Annotated in this window: 25 protein-coding genes; 7 read left to right on the top strand and 18 right to left on the bottom strand. The window is 62.3% G+C overall.

Going from position 1 to position 25,458, the window contains the following annotated elements:
- Positions 1-136: 136 nt before the first annotated feature.
- The 12 genes from BLT00_RS23655 to BLT00_RS23710 form a co-directional block, all read right to left on the bottom strand.
- The gene (locus tag BLT00_RS23655) at positions 137-727 is read right to left on the bottom strand and encodes a nucleotidyltransferase family protein (protein ID WP_092150115.1); all 591 of its coding nucleotides are present in this window, start codon (positions 725-727) and stop codon (positions 137-139) included.
- A 20-nt stretch (positions 728-747) separates the two neighbouring features.
- Positions 748-1,719, bottom strand: a complete 972-nt coding sequence (locus BLT00_RS23660) for an XdhC family protein (RefSeq protein ID WP_063324909.1) — start codon at positions 1,717-1,719, stop codon at positions 748-750.
- Entirely contained in the window at positions 1,719-4,034 is a 2,316-nt protein-coding gene (locus tag BLT00_RS23665; RefSeq protein WP_092150118.1) for a xanthine dehydrogenase family protein molybdopterin-binding subunit, read from the bottom strand. The genes BLT00_RS23660 and BLT00_RS23665 overlap by 1 nt, the downstream gene beginning before the upstream one ends.
- Positions 4,031-4,501 (bottom strand): (2Fe-2S)-binding protein, encoded by a 471-nt coding sequence (locus BLT00_RS23670; RefSeq protein WP_003204280.1) that lies wholly within the window; start codon positions 4,499-4,501, stop codon positions 4,031-4,033. Before BLT00_RS23670 ends, BLT00_RS23665 begins: the two co-directional genes overlap by 4 nt.
- A gap of 279 nt (positions 4,502-4,780) precedes the next feature.
- Positions 4,781-5,800, bottom strand: a complete 1,020-nt coding sequence (gene murB, locus BLT00_RS23675; RefSeq protein WP_092150121.1) for a UDP-N-acetylmuramate dehydrogenase — start codon at positions 5,798-5,800, stop codon at positions 4,781-4,783.
- On the bottom strand, positions 5,797-6,261 hold the full coding sequence (locus BLT00_RS23680) for a low molecular weight protein-tyrosine-phosphatase (RefSeq protein ID WP_072347151.1): 465 nt from the start codon (positions 6,259-6,261) through the stop codon (positions 5,797-5,799). Before BLT00_RS23680 ends, murB begins: the two co-directional genes overlap by 4 nt.
- Positions 6,261-7,025, bottom strand: a complete 765-nt coding sequence (kdsB, locus tag BLT00_RS23685) for a 3-deoxy-manno-octulosonate cytidylyltransferase (RefSeq protein WP_053189634.1) — start codon at positions 7,023-7,025, stop codon at positions 6,261-6,263. The genes BLT00_RS23680 and kdsB overlap by 1 nt, the downstream gene beginning before the upstream one ends.
- Positions 7,022-7,207 carry a Trm112 family protein gene (locus BLT00_RS23690; RefSeq protein WP_003179363.1) on the bottom strand — a complete coding sequence of 62 codons (186 nt, stop codon included), beginning with the start codon at positions 7,205-7,207 and terminating at the stop codon, positions 7,022-7,024. The genes kdsB and BLT00_RS23690 overlap by 4 nt, the downstream gene beginning before the upstream one ends.
- Before the next feature lie 23 nt (positions 7,208-7,230).
- A complete protein-coding gene (gene lpxK / locus BLT00_RS23695; RefSeq protein WP_092150124.1) occupies positions 7,231-8,241 on the bottom strand; it encodes a tetraacyldisaccharide 4'-kinase in 1,011 nt (336 codons plus the stop codon).
- Positions 8,241-8,669, bottom strand: coding sequence for an ExbD/TolR family protein (locus BLT00_RS23700; protein WP_013694002.1), 429 nt, complete (start codon positions 8,667-8,669; stop codon positions 8,241-8,243). Before BLT00_RS23700 ends, lpxK begins: the two co-directional genes overlap by 1 nt.
- Entirely contained in the window at positions 8,666-9,301 is a 636-nt protein-coding gene (locus BLT00_RS23705; protein WP_161951746.1) for a MotA/TolQ/ExbB proton channel family protein, read from the bottom strand. The genes BLT00_RS23700 and BLT00_RS23705 overlap by 4 nt, the downstream gene beginning before the upstream one ends.
- Positions 9,302-9,396: 95 nt before the next feature.
- Positions 9,397-11,643: a DNA internalization-related competence protein ComEC/Rec2 gene (locus BLT00_RS23710; RefSeq protein ID WP_092150127.1), complete on the bottom strand. Its 2,247-nt coding sequence runs from the start codon at positions 11,641-11,643 to the stop codon at positions 9,397-9,399.
- Between the two features lie 144 nt (positions 11,644-11,787).
- Here BLT00_RS23710 and BLT00_RS23715 point away from each other — a divergent pair, with 144 nt between their 5' ends.
- Positions 11,788-12,303, top strand: a complete 516-nt coding sequence (locus tag BLT00_RS23715) for a DUF2062 domain-containing protein (RefSeq protein WP_092150130.1) — start codon at positions 11,788-11,790, stop codon at positions 12,301-12,303.
- Between the two features lie 295 nt (positions 12,304-12,598).
- On the opposite strand, the gene BLT00_RS23720 is transcribed toward BLT00_RS23715, so the two are convergent.
- The 4 genes from BLT00_RS23720 to BLT00_RS23735 form a co-directional block, all read right to left on the bottom strand.
- Positions 12,599-13,378: an ABC transporter permease gene (locus BLT00_RS23720; RefSeq protein WP_072347169.1), complete on the bottom strand. Its 780-nt coding sequence runs from the start codon at positions 13,376-13,378 to the stop codon at positions 12,599-12,601.
- A 2-nt stretch (positions 13,379-13,380) separates the two neighbouring features.
- A complete protein-coding gene (locus BLT00_RS23725) occupies positions 13,381-14,313 on the bottom strand; it encodes an ABC transporter ATP-binding protein (RefSeq protein WP_072347156.1) in 933 nt (310 codons plus the stop codon).
- Positions 14,314-14,449: 136 nt separating this feature from the next.
- A complete protein-coding gene (locus BLT00_RS23730; RefSeq protein WP_092150139.1) occupies positions 14,450-15,073 on the bottom strand; it encodes a glutathione S-transferase family protein in 624 nt (207 codons plus the stop codon).
- A gap of 45 nt (positions 15,074-15,118) precedes the next feature.
- Entirely contained in the window at positions 15,119-15,778 is a 660-nt protein-coding gene (locus tag BLT00_RS23735) for a transglutaminase-like domain-containing protein (protein WP_092150142.1), read from the bottom strand.
- A gap of 402 nt (positions 15,779-16,180) precedes the next feature.
- Between BLT00_RS23735 and BLT00_RS23740 the strand changes: the two genes are divergently transcribed.
- On the top strand, positions 16,181-18,628 hold the full coding sequence (locus tag BLT00_RS23740; RefSeq protein WP_092150145.1) for an acyl-CoA dehydrogenase: 2,448 nt from the start codon (positions 16,181-16,183) through the stop codon (positions 18,626-18,628).
- A 216-nt stretch (positions 18,629-18,844) separates the two neighbouring features.
- The gene (locus tag BLT00_RS23745) at positions 18,845-19,252 is read left to right on the top strand and encodes a PA2817 family protein (protein WP_003204309.1); all 408 of its coding nucleotides are present in this window, start codon (positions 18,845-18,847) and stop codon (positions 19,250-19,252) included.
- A 179-nt stretch (positions 19,253-19,431) separates the two neighbouring features.
- Here BLT00_RS23745 and BLT00_RS23750 read toward each other — a convergent pair whose 3' ends face one another.
- Positions 19,432-20,430: a LysR family transcriptional regulator gene (locus BLT00_RS23750; protein ID WP_092150148.1), complete on the bottom strand. Its 999-nt coding sequence runs from the start codon at positions 20,428-20,430 to the stop codon at positions 19,432-19,434.
- Positions 20,431-20,520: 90 nt separating this feature from the next.
- Here BLT00_RS23750 and BLT00_RS23755 point away from each other — a divergent pair, with 90 nt between their 5' ends.
- The 4 genes from BLT00_RS23755 (at position 20,521) to BLT00_RS23770 (ending at position 23,911) form a co-directional block, all read left to right on the top strand.
- On the top strand, positions 20,521-21,147 hold the full coding sequence (locus BLT00_RS23755) for an alanyl-tRNA editing protein (RefSeq protein WP_092150151.1): 627 nt from the start codon (positions 20,521-20,523) through the stop codon (positions 21,145-21,147).
- Positions 21,148-21,625: 478 nt separating this feature from the next.
- On the top strand, positions 21,626-22,849 hold the full coding sequence (locus tag BLT00_RS23760; protein WP_063324894.1) for a type II and III secretion system protein family protein: 1,224 nt from the start codon (positions 21,626-21,628) through the stop codon (positions 22,847-22,849).
- Positions 22,850-22,905: 56 nt separating this feature from the next.
- Positions 22,906-23,619, top strand: a complete 714-nt coding sequence (locus BLT00_RS23765) for a tetratricopeptide repeat protein (protein ID WP_092150202.1) — start codon at positions 22,906-22,908, stop codon at positions 23,617-23,619.
- A gap of 22 nt (positions 23,620-23,641) precedes the next feature.
- Positions 23,642-23,911: a DUF3613 domain-containing protein gene (locus BLT00_RS23770; protein ID WP_092150154.1), complete on the top strand. Its 270-nt coding sequence runs from the start codon at positions 23,642-23,644 to the stop codon at positions 23,909-23,911.
- A 568-nt stretch (positions 23,912-24,479) separates the two neighbouring features.
- Here the strand turns inward: BLT00_RS23770 and BLT00_RS23780 are convergent.
- Positions 24,480-25,445 carry a type II secretion system F family protein gene (locus tag BLT00_RS23780; RefSeq protein WP_063324892.1) on the bottom strand — a complete coding sequence of 322 codons (966 nt, stop codon included), beginning with the start codon at positions 25,443-25,445 and terminating at the stop codon, positions 24,480-24,482.
- Between the last annotated feature and the right edge of the window lie 13 nt (positions 25,446-25,458).

Raw genomic sequence — 25,458 nt, forward strand, 5'->3', positions numbered from 1 at the left:
CACAAGACTTATGCCCACTGAAGATCCACTGTGGGAGCGAGCTTGCTCGCGATGGCGCCGGGTCAGCTTGCATCAATGCTGAATATCGGACCGCTTTCGCGAGCAAGCTCGCTCCCACAGGGTTCTGCGTCGTTTGTTATTTGAAGGCCAATGCCTCTGGCACATCGACATCCCACGTCACGCCAGGGTCATCCACCGGCACCTCGACCACTTGCGCCCCGGCAAACAATGCCTTGGCACCGCGATCTCCAGTCAGTGCCATCAGTCTTGGGCCAAACGCACGGCCGAATCCCACCGGATGCCCGTATTCGCCGGAGAGGACCGGCACACTGATGCCATCCTCGCGAATCCTCGCCGCCACCTGCTCGATAGTCGACGGCAGGATGAAAGGCATATCACCCAGTACCATCAACCAGCCAGCAAGGTCCGGGCAAGCCTGGACACCGGCCGCGATGCTGTCCCCCAGACCGGGAGAGTCCAGCGCCACGAAATCGCAGCCATAGGCTTGGGCCATGCGGATGGCTTGCGGACGATCCTGGCTCGTCACCAGGACGCGCTTTTGCAGGGAGGCAGGCAAGTTCACCAGCACCTGCTCGATCACCGAACGGACGGCACCGTCCCGCCCGGTGCAATCGGCCAGCAACTTATCCTTGTCGGGGCCGGCCACCTGACGGAAACGACTGCCCGATCCGGCCGCGAGAATGATCACGCCTATCGACTCGCTCATACGCCCTCCTCCCCCGCGGCTTACAACGGCTTTTTCTGCCGCAGTTCAACGCCATTCTTGATGGCCACGATCTCGGCCAGCAACGACAAGGCGATTTCCGCCGGGGTGTGGCTGCCGATGTGCAGGCCGATGGGTCCATGCAAGCGTTCAATGGCCTGTGCTGACAAGCCTAGCTGAGCCAGATTATCCCGGCGCTTCTGGCTGTTGACTCGCGAGCCCAGGGCGCCGACATAAAAGGCCTTGGAGTCCAGGGCCGTGAGCAGCGCCATGTCATCCAGGCGTGGATCATGGGTCAGCGCCACAATGGCGGTGCGCTCGTCGGTCTGGATGCTCAACACGGCTTCGTCGGGCATCCCCGAGACGAAGCGGCCATGCTGCTCTTCCCAACCATAGACAAACTCCTTGCGCGGATCGCAAATCAGCACTTCGAAGTCCAGCAACCGGGCCATTTCCGCCACGTAGCGCGACAGTTGCCCGGCGCCGATCAGCAACAGCCGCCAACGTGGGCCGTATATGGCCCGCAGGACCTGTCCATCGAACACCAGGGCGTCGGTTTTGCTGGCCGGGGTCAGGACCACGTTGCCGCTGGCGACTGTCAGCTCCCGGGCGACAATCTCATGGGCTTCGCAACGTTCCAGCAATTGCGCGACCCAGTGTGGATCGCCCACCCGCTCTTCGGTCAGGCGCAGGGTGCCGCCGCACGGCAGGCCGAAGCGCGCCGCTTCTTCGCGGGTGACGCCATAGGTGATCAGTTGCACCGGCGGGCCGTCCGCCGGAATCCGACCGTCGTGCAGCCGGGCGATCAGGTCATCCTCGACACAACCACCCGACACCGAACCAATCACCACGCCATCTTCGCGCAGGGCCAGCATCGCCCCCGGCGGCCTTGGCGCTGTGCCCCAGGTCTGGACCACAGTGAACAGCACCACCCGCTGCCCCGCGCGGCGCCACTCGAGCACGCTGCGCAGGACGTTCAGATCAACGCTGTCCATCAGGCCTTCGCCTGCTGCCAGCCTTGCAGCTGATAGCGTACAGGCAGGTTACGGATGCGCTTGCCAGTGGCGGCGAAAATCGCGTTGCACAGCGCAGGCGCAATCGGTGGCACACCCGGCTCGCCGACACCGCCCAACGGCACCTCACCCGGCGGCGTGACCAAGTGCACGGCCACTTCCTTGGGCGCCAGGGACATGCGCGCCACCTCGTACATGTGGAAATTGTCCTGCTGCACCTTGCCATCCTTGAAACTGATTTCCCCCACCATGGCATTGCCTAGCCCCATGACGCAGGCGCCCTCGAACTGGGAACGGATGCGCTCGGGGTTGATCTGCGGACCGCAATCCACGGCGATGTCCGCCTTGTGCACGATCACCGTGCCGTCGTCCTTGACCTCTACGTCGATCACCGCCGCCACGTAAGTGACGAAGCTGTAGTGCACGGCCAAGCCCAGGCCACGGCCCTTGGGCAGTTCCCGGCCCCAACCGGCGGCCTTGGCAGCGGTTTCCAGCACCGTGCGGATCCGCGCGGTATCAATCGGATAGCGCTCGGGGGATTCGCCATAGTTCCACTCTTCGCTCAAGCTACGCGGATCGATCTTGCGGTCCGGGCCAAGCAATTTGACCTGGTACTTCAGCGGATCCTGGCCGGCCTTGTGGGCCAATTCGTCGATGAAACTCTGGATCGCGAAACCATGGGGGATGTTCGACACCGAGCGATACCAACCCACCCGGGCATGGGCCACCGCTTCGGGATTCTCCAGGCGCAGGTTCGGGATGGCATAAGCCATGTTGGTCACGCCCATGCCTATTTCGAACGGCGCCTCGTGGGTCATGCCCGGCGCAAACAGTGCGGTGATGCTCGGGGCCACGGTGCGGTGCAACCAGCCGGACGGCATACCGTCCTGGTTCAGGCCGGCCTTGAGGTATTCGGCCGATACCGTGTGGAAATACGAGTGATGGATGTCGTCTTCACGGGTCCATTGCACCCGTATTGCCTGGCCGGGAAATTCCTTGGCGAGCACGGCCGCTTCGACGACAAAGTCGGGTTTGGACTTGCGTCCGAAACCGCCGCCCAACAACGTGATGTTCACCGTGACCTTCTCGAAAGGAATGCCCAGGCGTTCAGCGACACGTTCACGGGTCACCTGCGGGGCCTGGCTCGGTGCCCAGGCCTCGCATTGGCCGTCCTTGAACCGGGCGACGGCAACCATCGGTTCCATCGGTGATTGGGACAGGTGCGGCAAGTAATACGATGCTTCCAACGTCGAATCAGCCTTGGCCAGTGCATCGTCGAGATCGCCGCTGCTGCGCACGACTTTTCCGGGCTTGAGGGCCGCCGCTTCCAGCTCCTTGCGATAGGCAATGGAGTCATAACCGGCATTCGGGCCGTCGTCCCATTGGATTTTCAACGCTTCGCGGCCCTTGATCGCCGCCCAGGTGTTCTTCGCCACCACCGCCACGCCGCCCAACGGTTGGAATTCCGAGGGCAGCGGGCGCCCTTCGATCTGCACCACCTTGACCACGCCCGGTACTTTCAGCGCGGCGCTGCTGTCCACGCTCTTGACCTTGCCACCATAGACCGGCGGACGCGCGATGACGGCATAGAGCATGCCGTCGAAATGCACATCGGCACCAAACACGGCACGACCGTTGACGATGTCTGCGCCATCGATGGCCCGGCTCGCCTCCTTGCCGATGTAGCGGAACTCCGATGGCTGCTTGAGGCGCAGGCTGCCACGGCTCGGCACCGCCAGGGCACTGGCGGCGGCGGCCAATTCGCCATAACCCAGTTCACGCCCCGAAGGCTGGTGCAGCACCTTGTGCAGTTGGGCATGGCATTCATCCACCGGCACCTTCCACTGCGCGGCGGCGGCCAGTTCCAACATGGTCCGGGCGGCAGCACCGCAACGGCGCATCGGCTCGTACCAATGACGCATGCTGCGTGAACCGTCGGTGTCCTGGTTGCCGAAGCGCGCCTCATCGGCCGGCGCCTGTTGCACCTTTACTCGCGCCCAGTCGGCCTCCAGCTCATCGGCCACGACCATGCTCAGGCTGGTACGCACACCCTGCCCCATTTCCGAACGGTTGCAGATCACGGTCACGCTGCCATCGGTGGCAATGCTGACGTACACCTTCGGGTCGTCGACCGCGCCATGGGGCATGCCCTCGGCACCGAATTTCTTTTCCTCGGCAAAGGCCTCCGGCAGCCCCCACGTGGCCGCCAGTACCAGCACACCGGCGGCACTCGCGCCTTTGAGGAAGCCGCGACGGCTGAGGTTGCTCAGGACAAAATCATCGGGCAAGCGGCTCATGCCTTGGCCTCCTTCAGGTGAGTGGAGGCCTGGCGGATCGCGGTCTTGATCCGGTTGTAGGTGCCGCAACGGCAGATGTTGCCGACCATGGCTTCTTCGATCTGCTCATCACTCGGGTTGGGGTTGGTCTTGAGCAAGGCGGTCGCCGACATGATCTGCCCGCCCTGGCAGTAACCGCACTGGGCCACTGCTGTGTCGAGCCAGGCCTTCTGGACGATTTGCCCAACCGGATCGACATGAAGTTCGTCTATGGTGCTGACATTTTGTCCATTCACAGAACCGATTGGCGTAATGCAACTGCGCGCCGGGGCGCCGTCGATGTGGATGGTGCACGCGCCGCACAGGCCCATGCCGCAGCCGAATTTGGTGCCGTTGTAACCGGCCACATCCCGGATAGCCCACAGCAGCGGCATGTCCTCGGTCACATCCAGTTGATGGTCTTTTCCATTGAGTTTCAGGGTAATCATGGGCACGCCCGCATAGTTATCGAGTTATGGGGTCGAGCAATCTGCCGCTGGGTTGACGGTTCGGTTGTCGCAGACTGACTCAGGCTGATCGGGCTCTCTTATGCCGGCGCACGCAGGCGTCTGCATCGGGCCTTTGGGATGCGATGGTCGCATCGTTAGGAGGCTAAATTAACCCAGGATCACGCAAAACGCCCTGCACAATCCTGCACAAATAATCTGTGCGTGATTGTGGCAGGGCGTTGTTCAGTTGATCGCGAGCAAGCTTTGCTCCCACCGCGCTCAGTACCGATTGGGTTCCATTTCCAGCTCGACCTGGAAACGCTCGGCAATGTCTTTCTGGATGCGCAGGGCCAAGTCCAGAAGTTGCGGGCCCGTGGCGTTGCCGTAGTTGACCAACACCAACGCCTGCAACTTGTGCACCCCGGCATCACCTTCGCGAAAGCCCTTCCAGCCGGCCCGTTCGATCAACCAGCCGGCGGCGATTTTCATCTGCCCTTCAGGCTGCGGATAAGCCACCAGGTCAGGGTATTGCAGTTTGAGGTGCGCTACGTGCGTAGCCGGCACCAGCGGGTTCTTGAAGAAGCTGCCGGCATTGCCCAGCACGGCCGGGTCCGGGAGTTTTTCGCTGCGGATGCTGCAAATGGCCCGGCTCACGTCGGTGGGTGTCGCCTGCTCGATGCCCTGCTCGGTCAATCGCTGGCGAACCGGACCGTACTCCAGATGCAAGTGTGCGGCGCGACTGAGGGCGAAGCGCACCCGCAGGATCAACCAGCGACCCGCTTGCTGTTTGAACAGGCTGTCGCGATAAGCGAACCGACAGTCTTCAAGGCTGAAATCGCGCAGCTCGCCGGTCTGGCGATCCAGCGCGGTGAGGCCGGCGAAGACGTCCTTGATCTCCACACCGTAGGCGCCGATGTTTTGCATCGGTGCCGCGCCCACAGTACCGGGGATCAGACTGAGGTTCTCCAATCCGGACCAGCCCTGCGCCAACGTGTGCTGGACGAACGGGTGCCAGGGCTCCCCTGCTTCGGCTTCGACCACTACGCGTTCGCCGTCATCGCTGAGCAGGCGAATACCGTGGCTGGCCATGCGCAGCACCAGCGCGTCGATGTCGCCGGTCAGCAACAGGTTGCTGCCGCCCCCTATTACCAACAATGGCACGGCATGTTCGGCGGCATAAGCCAACGCCTCGCGAACATCACCATCGCTGTGGGCTTCGGCGAACAACCGGGCAGTGACGTCCACCCCGAAACTGTTGAAGGGCTTGAGGCTGACGCCCGCCCGCACCTGCAAGGTCATAACCGCCCCTTCAATTCGATCACCAGGCGATCGGTAGCGCGCTCGATCAGGTCCAGCACTTGTTCGAAGCCTTGTTCGCCGTCGTAGTACGGGTCCGGCACATCGTCGAGTTCAGCTTCGTAGCGCCGCAGGAACAGGTCCAGCTCGGCCTTGCCATTGGCCGGTTGCAAGGCCTTGAGGTGGCGCAGGTTGCTGCTGTCCATCGCCAGGATCAGGTCATAGGCGGCGAAATCAGCGCGGGTCACCTGTTGCGCACGCTGGGCCGACAAGTCGTAGCCACGCTTCAGGGCCGCCGCCTGGCTGCGCTTGTCCGGAGCCTTGCCGACGTGCCAGTCACCGGTGCCGGCGGAAGCGACTTCCACCTGCCCGGCCAACCCGGCCTCACGCAACTTGTGGCGCAGGATGCCTTCGGCGGTGGGCGAGCGGCAGATATTGCCGAGGCAGACAAACAGGACCCGCATCAAGCCTCCAGCAGGCGACGAACGCGCTCGAGGTCTTCGGCGGTGTCCACGCCGGTCGGCGGGGCGATCAGCGCATCGGCGACGTGGATCCGCACGCCGTGCCACAGGGCACGCAGCTGTTCCAGGGCTTCAGTGTTTTCCAGCCAGCACGGGCCCCAGGCGACGAAGTCCTGGAGGAAGCCGGCGCGGTAGGCATAGATGCCGATGTGGCGGCGGTATGGCACGCCTTCCGGCATCACGTCACGGCTTTGGGCAAATGCGTCCCGCGCCCAGGGCAACGTCGCGCGGCTGAAGGTCAACGCCAGGCCATTGAGGTCACTGACCACCTTGACCACGTTGGGATTGAACAAGGTCTGCACATCCTCGATCGGCTCGGCCAGGGTGGCCATGCGCGCCTCGGTGTGGGCCGCGAGGTTGGCGGCGACCTGATCGATAACGCTCGGCGGGATCAACGGCTCGTCGCCTTGCACATTGACCACGATAGCGTCGGCGGCAAGACCGAGCTTCGCCGCGACCTCCGCCAGGCGGTCAGTGCCGGAATTATGGTCTTCACGCGTCAGGACGACTTCGGCGCCAAAGCCTTTGCAGGCCTCGACGATGCGCGCATCGTCAGTCGCCACCACCACACGCTGGGCGCTGCTTTTGCAGGCCTGCTCCCAGACATGCTGAATCATCGGCTTGCCGGCAATCGACAGCAACGGCTTGCCGGGCAGGCGCGTCGAAGCGAAACGCGACGGAATGACAACGGTAAAGGCTGCGGTCATTTATCCAGGCGCTCGTCGGTGGTCAGGGTGCGGGCTTCGCTTTCGAGCATCACCGGGATGCCGTCGCGAATCGGGTAGGCCAGGCCGGCCCCCTTGCTGATCAGTTCGGTCTTGTCGGCGCTGAGCTTGAGCGGGCCTTTGCAGACCGGGCAGGCCAGAATATCGAGCAATTTGGTGTCCATGGAATTCCCCTGGATAAAAGGTTTTAAGGCAAAAGCCGATCCGGCAACAGGCGTATCAACTGCGTATCGAACCAGGCCGCGAAAGCCGGTGACGGCGCGGCGTCTACCGCCAGGTACCACCAGTCGGGTGCGGCGAAGGCACGGCATTTGACGGCGTCCTTTTCCGTCATGACCACCGGCAGCGATGGCGTGAAACTCAAGGCCTGGGCGCTGTATTCGGCGTGGTCGGCAAACCCATGCGGTATTGGCCGCCAGTGTAGCGTTTCGAGGGTCTTGAAGAAACGCTGGGGATTGCCGATGCCGGCCACGGCATGCAGGGCCTGGCCGGGTGGAAAATGGTCGAGGGAACGCCGCTCGCCGCTGGCCAGGTTCACCAGCGCGGTGGGGCGCAATTGGAAGGCGAAACCGTCTTCACGGTCGGCACTGGCGCCGTTGTACAGCACCGCGTCGACCGATTGCAGGCGCTCGACCGGCTCGCGCAACGGCCCTGCAGGCAGACAACGGCGGTTGCCCAAGCCGCGGGCGTTGTCTATCAACACCAGCTCGAGGTCCCGGGCCATCCGATAATGCTGCATGCCGTCGTCGGACAGGATCAGGTCCAGTGGTTCGGCCTCCAGCAGCGCCTGGATCGCGCGACTGCGATCAGGGTCGATCATCAACGGCACACCTGTGCGCTGGACGATCAACAGTGGCTCATCACCCGCGATGTCGGCGCCCTGCTCGGCCGCGACCCGCCATGGCAACTGCGGCGGCTTGGCGCCGTAACCCCGGCTGACCACGCCGACCCGCAGGCCACTGCGCTGGCAGTGCTGGATCATCCACAGGATCAACGGTGTCTTGCCGGTGCCACCGACCGTGATATTGCCCACCACCACCAACGGCACGGGGGGCTGGTAGATGTGGCCTTCGCCCGCCAGGAAACGCTCGCGCTTGCCCACCACCACCCGTCGGTACAACCACTCCAGCGGCCGCAACAACGTCAGGGCCGGGTGACCTTCGTACCACGCGGCAAGCAATCGATCGGACATGGCCATCAGGGTGCGGGGGCCGCCTCGACCGTGGTCATGCGCAGATGGCTGAAACCGAGCTTGCCGGCCGCGTCCATGGCGGTGATCACCGATTGATGAGGGGTCTTGCCGTCGGCGCTGATGGACAGCGGCAGGTTGGTGTCGCCGCCGGATTCTTTCTGCAGGGCCTCGATCAGGCTCGCCAGGTCGCTCTTGGGCAGCAATTGGTTGTTCACCGAGAACGCCCCTTCGGCGCTGATGGTGATTTCCAGATTCTTCAGTTGCTGGTCTTCGGCCGGCGAGCCGCTGACGGCCTGTGGCAATTCAACCTTGAGCTGGGTTTCCCGGGTGAACGTGGTGGTCACGACGAAAAACAGCAGCAGGATGAACACCACGTCGATCAGCGATGCAAGGTTGATCTCGATGTTTTCCCGTGGCTTGCGGCGGAATTTCACTTCTTGCCCCCAGCCAGGTCCACGTCACGGTCACCTTGCACCACCTCGACCAGCTTGATCGCTTCCTGCTCCATACCGACCACCAACTCGTCGACACGGCGTTGCAGGAACCGATGGAAGAACACAGCCGGAATACCCACCATCAGGCCGGCGGCGGTGGTGATCAAAGCCTTGGAAATGCCCCCCGCCAGTACTGCGGCGTTAGCGGTCATGCCGGAGCCGGTAAACGCACTGAAGATGTCGATCATGCCCAGCACCGTACCCAGCAGGCCCAGCAGCGGGGACATGGCGGCGATGGTGCCCAGGGTATTGATATAGCGCTCCAGTTCGTGGATGACCCGGGCGGCAGCTTCCTCGATGCACTCCTTCATGATCTCGCGACCATGCTTGGAGTTCGCCAGGCCGGCGGCGAGGACTTCCCCCAAGGGGGAACTGGCCCGCAGCTCCTTGAGCTTGTCCTTGTTCAGTTGCTTGTCCTTGATCCAGACCCAGACCTGCCCGAGCAGATGCTCCGGGGTCACGCGGCTGGCCCGCAGGGTCCACAGGCGTTCGGCAACGATACCCAGTGCCACGATGGAACTCAGAATGATCGGCAACATCATCCAGCCGCCGGATTTGACCAATTCCCACACAGTGACTGCCCCCTCGAAAAAGTGCGCCACTTTATCACACCGACTCGCCTTGCAGACCCGCCCCACCGATAAGCGCATCAGCCGATTGCGCTGGATCAATATTGCCCCGGTGCCCCGACTGCTGGCGGATCACGCCAGTATCGGCGATGCCCGGCCTCGGTACGCGGCCGCTCGAAAGCGCCCAGTTGCAGACGAATGGCGCCCTGCTCGGCACTGTCGTATATCGTCAGGCCCGAGCGCCGATACCGGGCCATCACCTGGGGATGAGGGTGGCCGAACGCGTTGCCCTGCCCTCGGGAGATCAATACCGAATGCGGCTTGAGGCGCGACAGCAACGCCATCGACGACGAACTGCGGCTACCGTGGTGCGGCGCGGCCAGCCACTGGATCGGCGCCGCCAGGGCTTCGTCGAGCAAGGCGCGCTCGGCATGCGTGTCGATATCGCCGGTCAGCAGCAGGCGCTCACCACCGGCCTCCACCAGCAAGACGCAGGACTTCTGGTTGCTCTCGACAGCAGAGGCCCACCGCCACAGTTCGAACCCGACCCCGTCCCATTCCCAGCGCCTGCCACTGTCGCAAGGCCCGGCCAGCAGCTCGGCGGGGAGCGCGTCGGGATCGCCGCTGATCACCTCCAGCGTCGGCAGCTCCTTGCGCACGGCGCGGGCACCGCCAGCGTGATCGGCGTCGGCGTGGCTGAGCAACATCAGGTCCAAGCTGCGCACACCCAGTTTGCGCAAGGTCGGCAGTACGACCCGCTCGCCCGCGTCAGCCTCGCCAAAGCGCGGTCCGGCGTCGTAAAGCAGGGTGTGCCGCCGGGTCCGCACCAGCACCGCCAGCCCTTGGCCCACGTCCAGTTGCCAGATCTCGGCGTGCCCTTGCGGCAGGTGTTCTTGCGGTGGAAAGACCATCAGCAACACCATCGGCCAGCCCAGTAGACGTTGCGGCACACCTTTGGGCAACAGCAGCAAAAAAGCACCGAGGACGGCGATAGCCAAGGCCCAGGGCGGGACCGCAGCAGGGACCCAGGCCGGCATCCGTCCGGCAACCAGCGTCAGCCCCTTGAACAGCAGATCCAACAGCCCGCCGGCGATCCACAGCAGGCCTTCGCCCATGAACGGCACCGGCAACAATGCAGTGCCTAGCAGCGCTGGCGGCAATACCAACAGGCTGATCCAGGGCACCGCGAGCAAGTTCACCAACGGCCCGCTGAGGCTGACCGGCAAGCCCACGATCAACAACAACGGACACAGGCCAAGCGCTACCAGCCACTGGGCACGGGTCCAGGTTTGCCACCAGCGCCAGGGCCCCAGGCGGGCGCCAAAGGTGAACATCAATATGGCCACGGCTGCAAACGACAACCAGAACCCTGGCCGCAAGCTGGCAAGCGGGTCGAACACCAGCACCCCGACGAAGGCCAGCAGCCATGCCCACCACGGATCTGGCTGCTTGAAACGCAAGCGCCACAGCAACACCAGGCCAATCATCGCGCAGGCCCGCCGCACCGGCACCTCGAAGCCGGCGAGCAAGCCGTAGCCCAGGGCGGCGCAAAAGGCCAGCGCACAGGCCCAAGGCAACCACGCCAGCCCCGCCGGCCACAGGCCATAACGCGCCGCTCCGGCCACCAACAGGTACACCAGGCCGGCAAGCAGGCCGATGTGCTGCCCGGAGATCACCAGCAAGTGGACGGTGCCGGTGTCTTGCAGCACCTGCCAATCCTCGCGACTCAGCCCGCCGCCGTCGCCCAGGACCAAGGCCGCCAGCGCGCCGGAGCGGCCATGGGCGTCAACCTGTGCCAACGCCTGGCGCACCTCGTCACGCCAGGCACCCCGGGCCGCGTGCAGGAGATGCCCGTCCTTGACGGTACCGGTCGCACCAACGCCGCGGCTCAACAACCAGGCGGCATAGTCGAAGCCGTGCGGGTTCAACAACCCGGCGGGCCGCTTGAGCTTCACTGCCAATCGCCATCGTTCGCCGCTGTTTACAGGCGGCCCCCCGAACCAGGCGAGGCGCATCGCCGTCGGTAGACGGGTACGGCGCGAATGCACATCGGCCAGTTCGAAGCGCACCACGCCTTCGCCCTGCTGCGGCAAACCGACCACTCGTCCCTCGACCCAGCGGGTTTCGCCGTCGAGCGCGATGGGTAACCGATCGTCCAGCGCAAACTGCGCCGACAGGCAGGCCCAGGCCAGCCCGAACAGGAAAAAACCCAGAGGATAGGTTCGAAACGGCAACGCCATCAGCGCCAGCACCGGCATGGCTGCAATCAGCCATAACGGCGGCAGTGCCGGCAAAAAAATCGGGGCCAACAACCCCAGTGCAAGCGCGACTAACCCTGTGCGCATAACCCGTCCTTGAGAGTGCCCTCTTCAGGCATAGACGGTCCACGGCACCGCTGGCGTTATCAATTGTCACAAAGTCTGAATCTGCCAGCCGTAGAATCCAGACATACTTGCGGCCTTACTGCGTTGAACCGACCGAGAAGCCTTATGCCCCGGCGCCTATTCAAACGTTACATGCCAGACCCAGAGAGCATTCGGGAACATAAGTCCTTACGTTTTCTCGGCACGCTGCTGCACGATCCCAACCTTTGGCACCTCAATCGGCACTCTGTCGCCCGGGCGATGGCTGTTGGCCTGTTTGCCGCGTTCTTGCCAATCCCGCTGCAGATGTTGCTGGCCGCCGCATTGGCCGTCACGGTGCGCGGCAATATGCCGATTGCGGTGAGCCTGGTGTGGCTGACCAATCCGATCACCATGCCGGCGGTGTTTTTCTGCACCTATCAGACCGGCGCCTGGCTGATGGACGTGCCCGCCCGGACGCTGCCCGATGAGCTGACCTGGGAATGGATCAGTGGCCAGTTGTCCACCTTGTGGCAGCCGTTCCTGCTCGGCTCGGTGGTGACCGGCCTGGTACTCGGCGCCCTCGCCTACTTCGTCACCATGAGTTACTGGCGCTGGTGGGTGGCCCGACAGTGGCGGCGGCGCAAGAAAAGCCGGATGTGAGACGCAAAAAGGCCTCCCGGGAAGGGTCATGCTGTTCACTTAAGGCAATCGACAACCCCGTGGCGAGGGAGCTTGCTCCCGCTGGGCCGCGAAGCGGCCCCAAAACCTGCCAGATGTGGAGTATCAGACACACCGCACCCGCCGATTTACGACTGCTTCGCAGCCGAGCGGGAGCAAGCTCCCTCGCCACAGGTCCATCATTTTCTTGACTGAACCGCTTGTCTGGGAATGGAGGCCTTTTTTGGGGTGTTCGTACTGGTGCTATCGCGAGCAGGCTCGCCCCCCACAAGGAATGTTAGGTACGCATCCCGCGCCCGCTGACCAGCAACCGCGCGCAACCGATGTAAAGCACCACGGTCGCCACCAGCATGAAGGTGATCGCGATGCTGATCTTGATGTCCGACACCCCGAGAATGCCATAGCGAAAGGCGTTGACCATGTGCAGCACCGGGTTGGCCAGGGACACGGTCTGCCAGAACGGCGGCAGCAGGGAGATCGAGTAGAACACCCCGCCCAGGTAAGTCAGCGGCGTGAGCACGAACGTCGGGATGATGGAGATGTCATCGAAGTTGCGCGCAAACACGGCATTGATGAACCCCAGCAGCGAAAAGATCGTGGCCGTGAGCACCACCACCAATACCGTCACGCCCAGGTGATGCACCTGCAAATGGGTGAAGAACAACGACAGCAGGGTCACGATCAGGCCCACCGCCAGGCCGCGCAGGACACCGCCCAGGGTGTAGCCGATGAGGATCGTATGGGGCGACACCGGCGAGACCATCAGTTCTTCGATCGAACGCTGGAACTTGCTGCCGAAGAAACTCGACACCACGTTGCCGTAGGAGTTGGTGATCACCGACATCATGATCAGCCCCGGCACGATGTAGTCCATGTACGTGAAGCCACCCATGTCGCCGATCTGCCGGCCGATCAGATTACCGAAGATCACGAAGTACAAGACCATGGTGATGGCCGGTGGCAGCAGCGTCTGTGGCCAGATCCGCATGAAACGCCGGACTTCACGGTAAACGATGGTATTGAGGGCGATGAGGTTGGGGCGCAGCTCGGAACTCATGCTCATACCGCCACCTTCGCCAGATTTTTCTCCACCAGGGACACGAACAACTCCTCGAGGCGATTGGTTTTGTTGCGCAGGCTCAGCACTTCAATGTTTTGCAGGGCCAGTTGGGTGAACAGCCCGGTGATGCCCACGGCTTTGTCGACCTGGACTTCCAGGGTGTGGCTGTCTACCAGGCGGGCCGGATAACCCATGAGCTGGGGCGCCGTCGCCAGGTCGTTTTTCAGGTCCAGCAGGAAGGTTTCCACATGCAGTTGGCTGAGCAACTGGCGCATGCTGGTGTTCTCGACGATGGTGCCGTGGTCGATGATGCCGATGTTGCGGCACAACTGCTCAGCCTCTTCCAGGTAATGGGTGGTAAGGATGATGGTGATGCCTTTCTGGTTCAGCTCGGTGAGGAAGGTCCACATCGAACGACGCAGTTCGATGTCCACGCCGGCAGTCGGTTCGTCGAGGATCAGCAGGCGCGGCTCATGCACCAGTGCGCGGGCAATCATCAGGCGACGCTTCATGCCGCCGGACAGTGAACGGGACGGCACGTCACGCTTGTCCCACAGGCCCAATTGGGTCAGGTACTGCTCGGCGCGCTCGTTGGCGATCTTCGGCGGAATGCCGTAGTAACCGGCCTGGGTCACGACGATGTCGAAAGTCTTTTCGAACTGGTTGAAATTGAATTCCTGGGGCACCACGCCAATGCAGCGCTTGAGGGCGGCAGGCTCGCGGTCCAGGTCGTGACCGAACACGTTCACCGTGCCGCTGGTCTTGTTCACCAAGGTGGAAAGAATGCCGATGGTGGTGGATTTGCCGGCACCGTTCGGGCCGAGCAAGGCGAAAAAGTCACCTTCGGCGACATCCAGATCGATACCACTCAAGGCCTGGAAACCGTTGCCGTAGGTTTTGGTTAGCTGCCGGATGGACAGAGCGGAACTCATATCGGATTACGCACCAAGAAGGGAGGGAAGAAAAGACTAGATAAGGGCGGGCGGCGAGCAATGCAACCACGGCGCACGAAGGCAATGGTGCTTGGCGTCGCCGCACAAGTACAGTCAAGTGTGTCGATAGTAAGTATTAAGTCAACGCGGTCATGACAGCTTTGCGGTAGGCCGGACGCTGCTGCAATCGCGCGTACCAGGCCTGCACGGCAGGTAGCTCGGCGCGCTGGATGGGCATCTCGAACCAGGCATAAATGAAACTGCCCAGGGGAATGTCGCCCATGCCGATTTCATCACCCGACAGGTAGGGCTGCTCACTCAAGGTGCGCTCGACCATGGCCAGCAAATCGTCGCACTCCTTGATCGCCGCATTGATGGCCGTCCAATCCTGTTGCTCGGCCGGGGTGCGCAAGACGCCCCAGAACACCGTGCGAAACGGTGCGGCAAAACTGGAGGTGGTCCAGTCCATCCATTTTTCAGCCTGGGCCCGTGCCTGTACGTCAGCGGGATACCAGGCCGAACCCGACGCATGGCGAGCAGCCAGGTAACGCACAATAGTGTTGGACTCCCAAAGCACGAAGCCGTCGTCCTCGATCATCGGCACCCGACCATTGGGGTTTTTCGCACGGTACTCGGGCGTATCCACCACACCGAATGCCCCGCCCGCATCAATGGCCTCGTAGGCCAGCCCCAACTCTTCTGCGCACCACAACGCCTTGCGCACATTCGATGAATTTTTCCGGCCCCATATCTTCAGCATCACGGCGTCCCTCGATGGATAAATGCCGCAGCAGCATACGCCGGATCAGACACGACTCAAATCACCCTGCATGTCGCCGAGCAAGCGCGGCACCTGCGCGCCGAACAGGTGCGGGTAGCATTTTTCCAGGTGCTCGAAGAAGAACGCTTCGGGCACATCGGCGAACTGGCCGTGGTCGGTGATGTACTCCATCAGCTTTGCCCCTTGCCGATTGAACGGGTGGAACACGCTGTCATGGCGACCGTCGAACTCCAGCGGGGCCACGTCGAACAACTCGCACAGCCCCTGGTTGAATGCCGGCGTGGCCTTGACCCAGCGGTCGTTCAGGTACAGCTCGGTATAACCGTGCATGGCGAACACGTCGCTCCTGAGCAATTCCAGCAAGCGCGGCGTAGACAGGTGATTGCGCACATCCGCCAGGCCGATGCGCGCCGGGATGCCGCAATGCCGGGCGCAACCGGCCAGCAAGGTGGCCTTGGGCACGCAATAGCTTTCGCCTGCAGCCAGCGCGTAACTGCCGCGCAGGGTCGCCGGGTCGCGACTGAAGGTGTAGGGGTTGTAGCGCACCGCCTCGCGCACGGCGTAATACAGGCTGACCGCCTGGGCCTGCGGGTCGCGCTCGGCGCCGCGGTGGGTTTCGGTAAAGTCGATGACCGCGGGGTGATCGCTGTCGATGAAGCGGCCGGGGTTCAGGTATTGCTGCATATAAGGAAAGACCTCTCGGGAAACATCACCGCAGGTAATGCCGAACCAGGTCCTTGTGGCGAGGGAGCTTGCTCCCGCTCGGTTGCGCAGCAACCGTAAAAGTTGGGGGCCGCTACGCAGCCCAGCGGGAGCAAGTTCCCTCGCCACAACAGTGGTTGGCGAACTGGCATCGGGAACCACGAGTTTATCCACCGCCCCGGCCCAGCGATAACGGCATTCCGGCCAAACAATGGCGTTTTCTCACCTTGTTAACGAACGATTTCCCACGGCTGTTGCCAACCAGACTGGCGCAATGCACCCAGGGTTTCCCACGAAATCAATCACATCGCGCTGACCGCCGGTTTTGCAGATGCCGTCTAAGCTCTGAAGGTCGGTTTTGCCTTGGTTCACGGAGGATTACATATGCTGTTGTTGTGGATACTGGTCCTGGTCGTCGGGATCGCCTGGCTGGCGCATCGGCGCACCGACCCGCTGCCCGCGCTGGGTATCGTCGCGGTCTATCTGTTGGCCATGGGCATTTTCAGCCATGCGCCCGGCTGGCTGCTGCTGATCCTCTGGGTGGCACTCGCAGCCGTCGCGGCCCCGCTGCTGCTACCGGACCTGCGCCGCCGGTACTTCAGTGCGCCGATGTTCGACTGGTTCCAGAAAACCCTGCCGCCCATGTCCGAGACCGAGCGCGACGCCATCGACGCCGGCACGGTCTGGTGGGACGGCGAACTGTTCAGCGGCCGCCCGGACTGGGACTTGCTGCTGGCCTACCCCAAGGTGCAACTCACCGAGGAGGAGCAGGCGTTCCTCGACGGCCCCACCGAAGCCCTCTGCGCAATGGTCAGCGACTGGCAGATCGGCCAGGCCATGGACCTGCCGCCTGAAGCCTGGGCCCATATCAAGGAGCACGGGTTCTTCGCGTTGATCATTCCCAAGGAATACGGCGGCAAGGGGTTCTCCGCCTATGCCCACTCCCAGGTGGCAATGAAACTGGCCACGCGCAGCGGCGACCTGGCCTCCACCGTGATGGTCCCCAATTCCCTCGGCCCGGCGGAACTGCTCCTGCACTACGGCACTGATGAGCAACGCGACCATTACCTGCCGCGACTGGCCCGTGGCGACGACATTCCCTGCTTCGCCCTGACCGGGCCGCTGGCCGGCTCCGACGCCGGGGCGATGCCCGACACTGGCGTCATCTGCAAGGGTGAATGGGAGGGCCAGGAAACATTGGGCCTGCGCCTGAACTGGGAAAAGCGCTACATCACCCTCGGTCCGGTAGCCACCCTCCTGGGCCTGGCCTTCAAGGCGTATGACCCCGACCACCTGCTGGGTGAGCAAGAAGACCTGGGCATCAGCCTCGCCTTGATTCCCACCGACACCCCTGGCGTGCATATCGGCCGCCGTCACCTGCCCCTTGGCGCCGCGTTCATGAACGGGCCGAACTGGGGCAAGGACGTGTTCATCCCGCTGGACTTCCTCATTGGCGGCCAGGACATGCTCGGCAAGGGCTGGATGATGCTGATGAACTGCCTGTCGGTCGGACGCTCGATTTCCCTGCCGGCGGTGGGTACCGGTGCTGCAAAGTTCACCAGCCTGGTAACGGGCCAGTACGCCCAGGTGCGCGAGCAATTCAACGTACCGTTGTCGGCGTTCGAAGGTATCCAGGAAGCCATGGCACGCATCGGTGGCAACGCCTGGATGATGGATGCCGCACGCATGCTGACCGCCAACGCCGTGGACCTGGGGGAAAAGCCTTCGGTGCTGTCGGCCATTCTCAAGTACCACCTGACCGAACGCGGCCGCGAGTGCATCAGCCACGCCATGGACGTGCATGGCGGCAAGGGCATCATCATGGGCCCGAACAATTACCTGGGTCGCAGTTGGCAAGGTGCGCCGATCTTCATCACGGTCGAAGGCGCGAACATCCTGTCGCGCAACCTGATGATCTTTGGCCAGGGCGCCATTCGCTGCCATCCGTTCGTGCTCAAGGAAATGGCCCTGGCAAGCCGCGAAGACAAGGACCAGGCACTGGTCGAGTTCGACGCCTTATTGCTCAAGCACATTGGTTTTGCCGTGAGTAACGCCGCCAGCACCCTGGTGCTTAACCTCGGCCTGGGGCATTTCGAGAAGGCCCCCGGCAATGCCTTGAGCCAGGGTTATTTTCGCGCCCTCAACCGGCAGGCTGCGGCGTTCGCCCTGCTGGCGGACCTGAGCATGATGCTGCTGGGGGGTGAACTCAAACGCCGGGAACGCTTGTCGGCCCGCCTGGGCGACGTATTGAGCAACCTGTACCTGGCCTCCGCAGCGCTCAAGCGCTATCACGACCTGGACTCGCCGGACCACATGACACCGCTGTTCACCTGGGCCATGGAGGAAAGCCTGGGCCAGTCGGAGCGTGCGCTGGATGAACTGCTGAGCAACTTCCCGAACCGGGTGCTGGGTTGTCTGTTGCGCCTGGTGGTGTTCCCCTTCGGTCGGCGTCACAAGGGCCCGAGCGACAGGCTCGACGCCGAGGTGGCGGCGGTCATCGGCCGGCCCAAGGGTGATCCGACCCTCGAAGAGCTGCTGCAGGGCTGCTATCGCCCGCAATCGATCGACGACCCGGTGGGCGCCCTGCAATACGCTGCCGACCTGCTGGCCGCCGCTCATCCGCTGCACAAGAAACTGCACGTCGCGCTCAAGCAGGGTCAGCTCAACCCAGCGCCGGGCGAACCCCTCATCGACGCAGCCCTGGAAGCGGGTGTGCTGCAAGCCGGTGAAGCGCAGACCTTGCGCGCGGCCGAGGCGGCGCGGCGCAAAGTCATCGATGTGGATGATTTCGACAAGGAGCAATTGACACTCGCCGAAGCCAAAGTGCGCTGAGCGGACAGCGTTTCAACCCCGGTGCCAAGGGGTTGTACCGTCGTGGCGAGGGAGCTTGCTTCAACCGCAAAAGCCGGGAGCCGCTACGCAGCCCAGCGGGAGCAAGCTCCCTCGACACGAAGGCTGACTCTCATCGGCCCGATCCGCTCAAGCGTATGAAACTGCGCGCAGGCCCTTTATACTCCTGCGCCCGTTTTGCTCTTGAGGACTTATCTCGTGTCCAATGTCGTTGCCGATCACCTTGTCTTGCTTGACCACTTGCGCAGCATTCTGGTCGCCGTGGGTGAGGCCGAACAGGTGCCCGAAGAAAGCCACGCCCTGTTTCTGGAGCGCTTCGACGAGTTGCGCGCGCAACTGCCCGTCGACCCGATCGAAAGCCAGTACCTGGGCCAGGACCTCCTGTGCCAAGTGATCGTCCGTTATCCACAAATCGCCCACCTGGTGCCTCGCGACCTGCTCTGGTACTTCGCCGGCGACTGCCTGCACTACATGCCCGACGAAGAAATCGCCCTGTACCAGGCCCTGGAGGAGCGTCGTTTCGAAGCCGAGCAAAACGACGAGCCTTTCGACTGGAACCAGGAAAAGCAATTGCTGGCGATGTCGGACCAGGACAGCAAGCACTGATTGCGATCCGTCATGCAAAGGCCCGCACGGTTAACCCTGCGGGCTTTTTTTTGCCTTGCCAAAGTGTGTTGCCTGGACGGGCCTCATCGCGAGCGAGCTCGCCCCCACACTGGTTGCGGTTGATCAACATTCATCGGCTCAGCAGACCTCTTGTGGGAGCGAGCTCGCGATGAGGCCCGTCACAACAACCCATCACTCTCCGGCAACTCATAACGTGTCGCGACCTTGCTGGAACCACTCCCGCCGCCCACCGTGCTCAAGGTCGGTTCCTTCTCCAGACACGCCACCAGATAATCAATGAACACCCGCAACTTGGGCGGCAGGTAGCGGGTCGGTGAATGCAGCAACCACAAGCCACCGTGGTAGGAAGCCAGGAACGTCCAGTCGGCCAATACCTGTACGATCAAGCCTTGCTCCAAGGCATGACGGGCGGTGAAGTACGGCAGGCTGCCAATGCCGATGTTCTGCAAGACGGCCCCCAACCGCACGCCCGTGTGATTGGCCGCGTAGCGTCCGCGCACGCTGACGGTAACGGCCTTGCTGCCTTTCTTGAATTTCCAGCGCGCATCGTTCGGGGTTGCCCCCAGGTAAATGCAGCTGTGCTCCAACAGGTCATGAGGATGCGTGGGCGTACCGTGTTCAGCCAGGTACTGCGGCGTGGCGCAGAGCAGGTGATCAATGGTCAGCAACTGACGCCCCACCAGCCCGACCGGAGGTTGATCGGTAATCCGGATGGCCAGGTCGACGTGATCATCGATCAGGTCGACCTGCCGATCCTCCAGGAACAGCTCCACATCGACCTTCGGATAACGACGCAAGAATTCGGGCATGTGCGGATGAATCACGAAACGCCCCACCGCCTTGGGTACGCTGATGCGGATGCGACCTTCAGCCTCCTGAGTGAACTGCCCGCTGATTTCCATCACCGACCGAGCGGCGGCGACCATTTCCTGACAGCGCTTGAACACCTCTTCCCCACCATCGCTCAAACGCAACTTGCGGGTGGTGCGTTGCAACAAACGGGTCGCCAGGGCTTTCTCCAAGCGAGAAATACTGCGGCTGATGGCCGACGGTGATGAACCTGACTGGCGGGCCGCCTCGGAGAAACTGCCGGTCTCCACGACCTTGACGAAGATGGCCATTTCGGCCAGCAACGGCAACGGTAGATTTGTGCTCATGGCGCAACAGTCCTTTGAAATTTGAACGGATTATCACCCTTTTACGCCCTACCTATAATCCCGTCACAATTTCTGATGTGGATATGGCACATGACGCTTCGCCTCTTTTTCCATAGCGATGACCTCAAGGCCAACGTGGAAGTCCTGGATTGCAGCCCCCGGGAACATGAGTTTGCCGTGGTGCTGCACGCCACGCTGTTCCATCCCCAGGGTGGCGGTCAGCCCTGCGACACCGGATGGATCGGCGAAAGCCAGGTGCTACGCGTGGTCCAGGAAGGGCCACAGATCGTCCATTACGTCGACAGTCCGGTGGCCTTGGGCACCGCCGCGATCCGCGTGGATGCGCAACGTCGACAGTTGAATGCGCGCCTGCACTCGGCTGGGCATCTGATCGGCCATTTCGCCGAGACCCGCGGCTGGACGCCGATCAAGGCCCATCACTGGCCCGGTGAAAGCCGCGTACAGTTCCAGCCAAGGGAAAATCCTCAGGAACTGGACATCTCGATGATCCAGCAAGGCATCGACGAATGGATTGCCAACGACCTGCCGCGCCTGATCACGTTACGCGAAGGCCTGCGCGAAGTCGGTTTCGGTGAGCTGCCCGCCTACGGTTGCGGCGGCACTCACGTGCAGCACCTGCAGGAACTGGGAACAGTCACCATCGCCTCGCTTTCGCAAAAGAAAGGAATCCTGTCAGTGCATTACCACGTGGCCTGATATCCGCCAGCCCCTGCGACCAGCAATGGCTCGCAGGTCTCGCCTCCCCCGTCAGACCTGGCTCCTGCAAATCCCTTTCACAGCACAAAAAGACAGATTATTGACGCCCATTTGTGCGATTTTTTCCCTTCCGTCACTTTTTAGTCATTTTTTTATTTAAGGCGTGGCGCTTTGCCATGCTTGAACTACCGTCAAACAGAAGCGATGACAGGGTCGGCAAAACGCTCCCTGAAGCGAACTGATCGACACCGTCATCGCCTTCGAAAATCCCGGAGCTCCCGGGTACCGAAAAGTCGTTTGCAAGCAGCCTGTCGTTCAGTCAGGCCGGTGAAATGCGCCCGTTTGTTGGTAAGCGACGAGGCCTGAAACCGGAATCAATGAACAGTCAGGTTAGATGGAAAGGGGTAGCCCGGGCCTCTTAAGTGATCCGAGGCAAATAGACAAGCCTAGGGATGGCCTCTTCATCGAGGATCACTTCATGACCCATCGTACTGCTCCCGTTCTAAAACATTTCCTTCATGGCCTGTTCTGGATGGGTCTTGGCTTGGATGCGGCCCAGGCCGCAGCGGCAAATTGTTCGCAACTGGACAATTTGCCGGCAACCTTCGAGGTCGGCCAAGGGCTCCAGAGCGAACTGCGCATTCTCGCCCCCGTGACGAAGTTGGCAGTCGGCGACCCGAAAATTGCCGATGTGCAGCCCAGTGGCAGCGATGCCTTTATTCTCACGGGCCTGGCACCCGGCGCCACCAGCCTGATGGTCTGGACCGACTGTTCGAAGATACCGCGCCAGAGCATGATCTTTGTCAAAGGCCGGGCCACCGAGGCGCTGACCGGTGCTGCGAGCATACCGTCCGAAGATCCGATGCTGCTCGCCCAGGTGCAGACCGACATTCGTTTCGTTGAAGTCAGCCGGACCAAACTCAAGGAAGCCTCGACATCGATTTTTGGCAGCCGTGGCAACTTCCTGTTCGGCTCGCCGAGAACCTTGCCCACTGTCGGCGGTATTGTCCGGCCTTCATTGCCGGTCAATAACGACATGTTCAACCTGTCCTTTGCCACCGGTAAGACCCTGTTGATGATCAACGCACTGGAAGGCAGCGGTTTCGCCTATACCCTGGCGCGGCCGAGCCTGGTGGCCCTCAGCGGGCAGAGTGCGAGCTTCCTGGCCGGCGGCGAAGTGCCGATCCCGGTGCCCAGTGCCGGTAGCGACAACGTGTCCATCGAGTACAAGGAATTCGGCATTCGCCTGACCCTGACCCCCACCGTCATCGGCAAGAATCGCATCGCACTGAAGGTGGCTCCGGAAGTCAGTGAGCTGGACTTCACCAACGCGGTGAACATCGCCGGAACCCTGGTGCCAGCACTCACGGTACGTCGTACCGACACCAGCATCGCCTTGGCCGATGGCGAAAGCTTCGTCATCAGCGGCCTGATCAGCACCCGCAACAGCTCCCAGGTGAACAAGTTTCCAGGGCTGGGCGATGTGCCGATTCTCGGCGCGTTCTTTCGTGACAACGCCATCAACCGCGAAGAGCGCGAACTGCTGATGATCGTCACGCCGCACCTGGTCCAACCGTTGGCCGCCGACGCGCAACTGCCAACATTGCCGGGCGAACAACTGCGCAATTACGACCCGAATTTCTACCGTATGTACTTCCTCGAACATGGCGAGTTCGACAACCGCAGCGGGCTTTCCCAATGAGCCGGCGCCTGGTGTGCAACGCGTACGACGTCCAACGGTTCGCCAAGGGGTATTCCATGAAAACAGTGATCGCATTAGCGGCGTCCTTGATGCTTGCCGGTTGTGCCAGCAGCGGCGTGGTGGCTTCACGCGCGACCGATTGCGCCAAGCCCGGAGCCGACCAGGAACTGGCCTTGAACATGGCCGAAGACATGGCCAACGAAGGTCGTTTGTACGCCAGCCTGGCGAACCTCGAACGCTTGCCCGAGGACTTGGTCCAGGTCCGCCTGCGCAAGGCTCGGGTGCTGCGCCTGATGGGCCGCAACGAGGCCGAACCGTTGTACAAAAGCCTGCTCGGGACATGCCTGGCCGCAGACGGTGAACATGGCCTTGGTCAATTGGCAGTCGCCAAAAATGACAATGCAGCCGCTACGCAATACCTCGAACGCGCAGCGAAAATGGCCCCGACCGAAGGCAAGATCCGCAACGACCTGGGTGTCGTCTACCTCAACCAACGACGCATTTCAGAAGCCCGCTTCGAGTTCATGACCGCCATGGAGCTCCAGCAGTCCGACACGCTGGCTGCGCTCAACATGGTGACCCTGCTGATCTACCAGGACAACTGGAAGCAGGCCGCCGAGCTCGCGAACATGGCCAAGCTGAGCCCCCAGCAAGTGGCAGATGCCCAAGCCCGTGCGGAAAAAATCAGGGGTTCGGCCACAAACACAATGACGTCACCCGCCAACCGCCCCACCGAGATCGTCGATGCCTCAACCGGCGCGGTCAAGTAGAGCGTTACGAGGAGTCCAAGAAATGATGACCAAACAATTGATGATCGCATGCATGGTGACCCTTTCCAGCAGCGCCTGGGCCATTGACCCAGGCCCCTCTTCGGCCGCACAGCAAGGCACCGAGAGCTGGATGCAACTGCAGATTCGCGGCGTGGTGGCCTCCACCAACCTGCAAACCGCCTCGGCCGCCGAGCGCGAGATGGCCATGCAGCGTTGGCTCAACAGCTTCAACTACCCGATCCCGGAATTCTTTGACCAGGACTCGGCAGGAGAAATCACCAGTAGCAAATGAACCACGCAGAAAACGAAAAGATCGCAGCCCTCGACAGCGCCTACATTGATCCGATGTAGGAACTGCCGAGGGCTGCGGTCTTTTGGTCTTTCCTGCATGAACCGAACGCGCTTGGCAGAGGCTATGGCTTTATCTGGCCGGGCGTGACTTTTGGCTTTTTGGGTGTTCGACCGGGTATCAGCATTCAGGCCATAACCCTTGTGGCGAGGGAGCTTGCTCCCGCTGGGTCGCGCAGCGGCCCCTGGCTTTTGGGCGTCTGCTGCGCAGCCGAGCGGGAGCAAGCTCCCTCGCCACGGTTACCGGCTTCGGCCTGACACTCCATGTACCGCGTGCCCCAACAGCGCGGTTCGACGTTTAGCTAAATCTCGCGGCCACAGGGGCGGGGTATTTACTGGAGGGATCGAGTGACGACAGATAGGTGACTGTCAGAAAGATCTGTGGGAGCGAGCTTGCTCGCGATAGCGGACCGACATTCAACACCGTCATTGACTGTCAAGCCATTATCGCGAGCAAGCTCGCTCCCACAATGGGCCTGTGGTGAACACAAGGCTCATGGACACTCACCGATCTACATATTCCCGAAGGCCCTGAACACGCCGATCATGGCCGGGCCGATGGCAACCAGGAAGAAGCTCGGCCACAGGCAGAAGATCAGCGGGAAGATCAGCTTGGTGCCAATCTTGGCCCCCATCTCTTCCGCGGCCTGGGTGCGCCGGTCGCGAAACTCATCGGCGTAGATCCGCAGGGTATCGGCCACGCTGGTGCCGAAACGAATGCTCTGCGCCAGCAGGCTGACCAAACCCTGGATATCCTCCAGGCCGGTGCGCACGGCCAGTTGCTTGAGCGCCTCGGTGCTGGTGATGCCCGCCCGGATCTGCGCGTTGACCAGCGCCAGTTCCTCGGCCAGTTCAACCTGGCTGACTGACATCTCTTCGGCCACCCGCTCGATCGTCGTGGGCAGGGCCAGGCCCGACTCGACGCAAACCACCATCAGGTCCAAGGCGTCCGGGAACGCGGCGCGCAGCCGGCCTTGCCGTGCCTGCTTGCGTTTACCGACGTAGATCGCCGGCAGCAACCAACCGATACCCGCGATGAGGGTGACCGCCAGCAGACCAATGGCCACTGAAACCTTGACCATCGGCAGCAGCAACAACGCAATGCCGACCAGCAACAACGGCAACATCAGGCGCACCGCCCAATACATCTGCACCGCCGAGGCAGAGCGGTAACCGGCATGGGTCAGCAAAGTCTGGGTGGCGGACGTGTGGGCCTGGTCGGTGGAAGCAAAGCGTTGGCCGATCCGTTCCAGCAAGAGTTGCAGGTTACCCGGCGCCTCCTGCCCCGTCGTGCTTCCAGCGTAACCGCGCTTGATCAACGCCAGGCGCCGCTGCACCGGATCCTGCAAGCCCAGCATCAATAGCAGGAGCGCGACGGCCGCCAGCACCGTGCTGAGGCCAATCGCGGCGATGAACAACAGGCGCGCCAGTTCTTCGTTACCGGTAAACCGACTCAACAATCCGAGCAAAAAGTCCATGACTGAAACCTCT

Origin of the sequence: Pseudomonas sp. NFACC51, from assembly GCF_900103575.1 — a bacterium.
Taxonomy (GTDB): domain Bacteria; phylum Pseudomonadota; class Gammaproteobacteria; order Pseudomonadales; family Pseudomonadaceae; genus Aquipseudomonas; species Aquipseudomonas fluorescens_Q.